This is a genomic window from uncultured Faecalicoccus sp. (assembly GCF_944325745.1).
Classification (GTDB): Bacteria; Bacillota_I; Bacilli_A; order Erysipelotrichales; family Erysipelotrichaceae; genus Faecalicoccus.
The window spans coordinates 1-5,516 of sequence record NZ_CALVBG010000072.1 but is presented as its reverse complement, the minus strand read 5'-3'; the positions used below and the strand labels follow the sequence as shown (position 1 = coordinate 5,516).

Below are 5,516 nucleotides of genomic sequence, written 5' to 3'. Positions count from 1 at the left end.
GCTATCGAAAACGGAACTAAGTTCTCTATTCGTGAAGGTGGACACACTGTAGGTGCCGGAAACGTTACTGAAATCATTGGTTAATTTTTAACGGATGAATCATTGCCGCTGGAAACAGCGGCTTTTTTTTTGATTTCAGCGCTGGATTCTTCTTGTATTTATTGAGGGTTCGTTTTCACTTTTTGGATAAAATAGCGAAATACTTCACCGTTTTTTGACAATTACGCAAAAATATGTGATTATATATATACTTGTTTGCTTTGGGAAAGGAGTGTAAATAGTGGATAATTCTCAAAAGAAAATCAAGTGGTACATGCTAGCATTTATGTGCTTCTCCACTCTATGGGGATTTGGTAACGTCGTAAATGGTTACATGTACTTCAACGGAATCCAGGTAATGTTCTCTTGGATCTTGATGTTCGTCCTATTCTTCGTACCATATGCATTGATGGTTGGTGAATTAGGTTCTGCATTCAAGGATCTTGGCGGAGGTGTTACCTCTTGGGTTCAGGAAACAGCAGGTTCTAAAGTAGGTTACTATGCTGGTTGGACGTATTGGGCATGTCACGTTACGTACATTGCTTCAAAAGGTTCTGGTGGTCTGAAAGCGTTGAGCTGGATGGTGTTCCAGAATGCCGAAACATATGATACGTTCCCAACATTGTATGTTCAGCTTGCGACATTCGTCGTATTCTTGTTCTTCTGCTGGGTAGCAAGCCGTGGTTTGAACCCATTGAAGAAATTGGCTACTTTAGCTGGTTCTAGTATGTTTGTTATGAGTATTCTTTACATCTTGATGATGTTTGCTGCTCCAGTGATCAATCCGAACGGTGGATTTGTAAACATGGACTTCAGCTTAGACAATCTGATTCCAACATTCGATGTAAGTTACTTCACAAACTTGTCAATCTTAGTATTTGCGGTGGGTGGTATCGAAAAGATCTCTCCATATGTTAACAAGATGGAAGGCGATCCAGCTCGTGAATTCCCTAAGAGTATGATCTTTGCGGCAATCATGGTTATCGTATGTGCTATCTTCGGTACGATCGCTATGGGTATGATGTTCGATCCAGAAGTTGTATTCGCCAGTGCGGAAGCTCAGGAATCTTACATTGCCAACGGTGCTTATATCGCATTCCAGAAATTGGGTGAATACTACGGTGTAGGTAACTTGTTGATGATCGTTTACGCTGCATGTAACGCAATCGGTCAGTTCTCAACATTGGTTGTAAGTATCGATGCTCCACTTCGTATGTTGTTGGAAGACCCGATCACAAGCCAGAGTGTTCCAAAACAATTGTTGAAGAAAAACAAATATGGTGCTTTTGTTAACGGTATCTGGATGGTAGTGATCTTGTCTGGTGCTATTATCGTTGCGCAGACTGTTGTTCCAGGTGCTGCTGCTGTATTGGCACAGTTGAACAAATTGAACTCTGTATGTATGCCACTTCGTTATTTGTGGGTATTCTTTGCTTACTTTATGCTTCGTAAAGTGGCTGATGAAAAATTCCCTCGTGCATACAAATTTGTTAAGAACAGAGGAATTGGTAAAGTATTCGGTATTTGGTGTTTCTTAGTTGTATTAGTATGTTCTGTATTAGGAATGTATTCACCAGATCCATTCACAATGTTCTTGAACGTTGTAACGCCAATCGTTCTGACTCTGTTAGGTTTGATCTTCCCTGTTATCCGTAGAAAACAGGACGAAAGAGACGGCGCTAACGCTTAATCAAAATGATTCAAAACGGTTCCTTCGGGAATCGTTTTCTTTTTGTGCAATACTTTTTGAGTTTTCCAGTCGGATAGTTTAGAATATGGGAAGGAGGAATTATCATGAATAATATTGAAATTTCAAAAGAACTAATTGATTTTATCCAGAACAGTCCAAGTATGTTTCACTCCGTAAAAACGGTACGTGATTATTTGGAAGAAGCTGGCTTCACATATTTGCCAGAAGGAGAGCCTTGGAGATTGGAAAAGGGTGAAGGATATTATACGATCCGCAATCATTCCAGTATCATCGCTTTCAAATTAGGAAGCATCCTGGACGATTATCATTTCCAGATGACAGCCGCTCATACGGATTCTCCTACATATAAGGTAAAGAGCGTTCCGGAATTAACCGGACCCAACGAATACCTTCGTTTAGATGTAGAGGCTTACGGAGGCATGATCGATTCTACTTGGTTCGATCGTCCGTTAAGCGTTGCCGGACGTGTTTTAGTGCAGGAAGGCAATAAGATCGAAAGCCGCTTACTTTATATCGACAAAGACATTTTGATCATTCCGAACGTTGCGATCCACTTTAACCGCAATATCAACGATGGCTATAAATACAACCGCCAAATCGACCTTTGTCCATTGTTCTCAACGGGAGAATTGAAAAAAGGTGACTTTGATAAAATGGTTGCCGATGAATTAGGTGTAGAAGTGGATCAGATCTTGGCAAAAGATCTATTCTTGGTGAATCGTCAAAAACCAGTGATCTGGGGATTGAAAGATGAATTTGTTTCTACACCAAAATTGGATGACTTACAATGCGCTTTTGTTTCTTTGAAAGCATTCCTGGAAACAGAAAACGCGCATGCCGTTAATGTGTGCTGTGTATTTGATAATGAAGAAGTTGGATCCAACACGAAACAAGGTGCAATGTCTACTTTCTTGTACGATACATTGCAGCGCATCAATTTAGGATTGGGAAAAGATGCGGAAGATTACTATCAGGCCGTCAGCAAGTCTTTCTTGGTCAGCTGCGACAATGCGCATGCGGTACATCCGAACCATCCTGAAAAAACCGATGCGGTCAATTGCTCAATGATGAACAAAGGACCAGTGATCAAAGAAAGTGCAAACCAGAAATATACAACCGATGCCTTCAGTCGTGCTTTGTTCACTTGCATCTGTAACACAGCGGGTGTTCCTTTGCAGACATTCGCAAACCGTTCCGATGTCGTTGGAGGTTCCACATTAGGAAACCTTTCAAATACACAAGTCAGTGTACATGCCGTAGATATCGGCTTGCCGCAGCTGGCTATGCATTCCAGCTATGAAACCGCCGGAATCAAGGATACGGGTTATGCGATTGAAGCTTTGAAAGCTTACTTCAGCACAAACATTGAAATCGACGAGGCACAGAAAGCAGTTTTTGAATGATCGATCTTAAACAATATTCTTGGCTGAACCCGCATCATCCGATGCCTGATGCGGGAGATGAAGAGCGACAGTTTATTGATATCTTAAAAGTGATCGAGAAAAAAGAATCCAATCCGGCCCTTCGCAACATCTATGCGAACTACTATTTGGAACAAGTAGAGAAGGCAAAGGAAGAGGGGCTTGAATGGAAGCTCGATAAAAACTTGGGAAAAGAAGTACGCTCTTGGGCGAAAAGCCAATCGTTCAAAAAAATGAAAGAAAATCTGCTGAAGGAAGACAAGGCAAAATTCCAGTTATCTGGGATCGTAATCGTTGTGACAGGAACCCTGATCTTGTTCTTCTTGCGGGCCATCCTTGCACAAGAGTTTGTTGTGAACTTCAGCGTGGATGCGATCGTCGGAGCGATTGCACTGGTTTTCTTCTATCGGAATATGAGGATCAAGGTGCGTCTTTTAAAAAGCTATGAACAGCTGAAAGATTATATCTATATGGATGTTGCCAGCTTTGTGATGTGTATCTTGTTGAAGATGTGGCTGCCTGTCATGTTCGATGTCTCTTTGGTCATCTTAGTGATTTCCTATTATGTTCAAAGAAGAAAGTTTGAAAAATACTTAAAAGGATTTTAGAAAAGTGACCGCAAAGAAAACTCTCTGCGGTCTTTTTTAAGGAGGGAAGATCTTGTTCTCATTACAGCTGGAGATATTTTTGTTGATCCTGGTCGGTTTTGTTTTATCAAAACTGGGATATTTTTCGGCACATACCCGAAAACAGCTGACCAACATCGTATTATGGATCGTTCTTCCTTGTGCGACGATCCAGTCTTTTGAGATCGAAGTGGATCAGGATCTTCTGGTCTCGATGGCTTTGATCTTTTTGATCTCGATCGGGATCCAAGGGATCCATTGGATCTTTTGTGCAACGTGCTGGAATCAGATCCATGATGATCGCAAGATTTCTTTACAGTATGGGACGATGGTCTCCAACGCCGGATTTATGGGGATGCCGGTCACCCAAAGTGCCTTTGGAGCGACAGGACTTTTATACGCTTCCATTTTTTTGATTCCGCAAAGGATCTGCATGTGGAGCTATGGCCTATCATTATATACAGACGGCCAAGATCGAAAAGAAGTGATTCGCAAGGTCATGACCAATCCTTGTATTGTCGCCATATACATCGGGGTCGTGGTCATGGTCTTAGGAATGTTTGATCTTCATCTGCCTGATTTTTTAGATTCGACGATTGCGGCCATCGGCAACTGCAATACCGCCTTAAGCATGATCGTGATCGGCGGGATCTTGAGTGATGTGCCGAAGGATCAAATCGGAGACAAGCTTTCTTTATTGTATAGCGGGTTGCGGCTCTTGGTGATTCCAATGATCTTGTTTCTGATCTTGATTTTTTTACCGGTAGATCCGATGGTTCGAAATGTCTGTGTTCTGTTATCGGCTATGCCGGCAGCCAGTACAACGGCGATGTTGGCACAAAGATATGAAAAAGATCCTGAATTTGCATCCAAGATCATTTTTGTTTCAACATTATTCAGTATGATCACTTTACCGATCATCTTTCTTTTATTGGAACGGTTTTAGCCGTTCTTTTTTGTAGGGACGACGATTGCCAGGCCTCCTAAGGCACTTTCTTTCAGCTCGAAGGGCAATTTGCTTCCGGTTAGATTCATCGTCTTAACGACCATATCAAAGCTGACCCGATTTTTCTTGACGTTGCGAAGGTATTTGGCTAATCGGGCTGCATCCAAAGACCGCAAGCTGGCAACGGCATTTCTTTCGATACAAGGGATCATGACATAACCGCCTACCGGATCGCAAGTCAAACCCAAATGGTGCTCAAGACCGATCTCGGCAGCGCATTCGATCTGCTGATTGTTTTCAAAATTACAGGAGCTCACAAAAGCGGCCCCCATACTGCAGGCAGCACCGACTTCGGCCTGACAGCCGGCTTTGGCTCCGGAAATCGTTGCGTTATGCTGGATCAAGTTTCCAATCAGTCCTGCCACCTTCAAGCCTTGGATCAAAGTATCTTTTGGATATTGTTCGTCATAATAATAATGATAGAGAAGACTAGGCAAGACACCGCAGCTTCCCATGGTCGGGGCGGTGACCACCATGCCGCCACCGGCATTTTCTTCACTGGCAGCATAGGCATAGCTTGCCAAAAGAAGACTTTTTCTTTCAATCGGATCATCACAGCTGTGAGCACTTTGATTCAAGGCAGAGGCGACGCGGTCGATTTCTAAGGATCCCGGCAGTTTGCCGATCGTATTCAATCCTTTATCGACACAGTCCAACATGGCATCAAAGATCTTATCCATATAGGCGTTCAGAGTATCGTCCTCAAACTGATC

Annotated in this window: 6 protein-coding genes; 5 read left to right on the top strand and 1 reads right to left on the bottom strand. The window is 42.7% G+C overall.

Annotation, left to right across the window (positions count from 1 at the left end; genetic code table 11):
* The 5 genes from Q0J48_RS07455 to Q0J48_RS06395 all read left to right on the top strand — a co-directional run.
* On the top strand, window positions 1-84 hold an 84-nt coding region (locus Q0J48_RS07455; protein WP_366937070.1), incomplete at its 5' end, for a hypothetical protein.
* Window positions 85-313: 229 nt separating this feature from the next.
* A complete protein-coding gene (locus tag Q0J48_RS06410; protein WP_296242641.1) occupies window positions 314-1,729 on the top strand; it encodes an amino acid permease in 1,416 nt (471 codons plus the stop codon).
* A gap of 104 nt (window positions 1,730-1,833) precedes the next feature.
* Window positions 1,834-3,153, top strand: a complete 1,320-nt coding sequence (locus Q0J48_RS06405) for a M18 family aminopeptidase (protein WP_296242638.1) — start codon at window positions 1,834-1,836, stop codon at window positions 3,151-3,153.
* Window positions 3,150-3,779 carry a hypothetical protein gene (locus Q0J48_RS06400; RefSeq protein ID WP_296242636.1) on the top strand — a complete coding sequence of 210 codons (630 nt, stop codon included), beginning with the start codon at window positions 3,150-3,152 and terminating at the stop codon, window positions 3,777-3,779. Before Q0J48_RS06405 ends, Q0J48_RS06400 begins: the two co-directional genes overlap by 4 nt.
* Before the next feature lie 52 nt (window positions 3,780-3,831).
* Window positions 3,832-4,743, top strand: a complete 912-nt coding sequence (locus Q0J48_RS06395) for an AEC family transporter (RefSeq protein ID WP_296242633.1) — start codon at window positions 3,832-3,834, stop codon at window positions 4,741-4,743.
* Here Q0J48_RS06395 and Q0J48_RS06390 read toward each other — a convergent pair.
* On the bottom strand, window positions 4,740-5,516 hold a 777-nt coding region (locus Q0J48_RS06390), incomplete at its 5' end, for an L-serine ammonia-lyase, iron-sulfur-dependent, subunit beta (protein ID WP_296242631.1). The genes Q0J48_RS06395 and Q0J48_RS06390 overlap by 4 nt on opposite strands.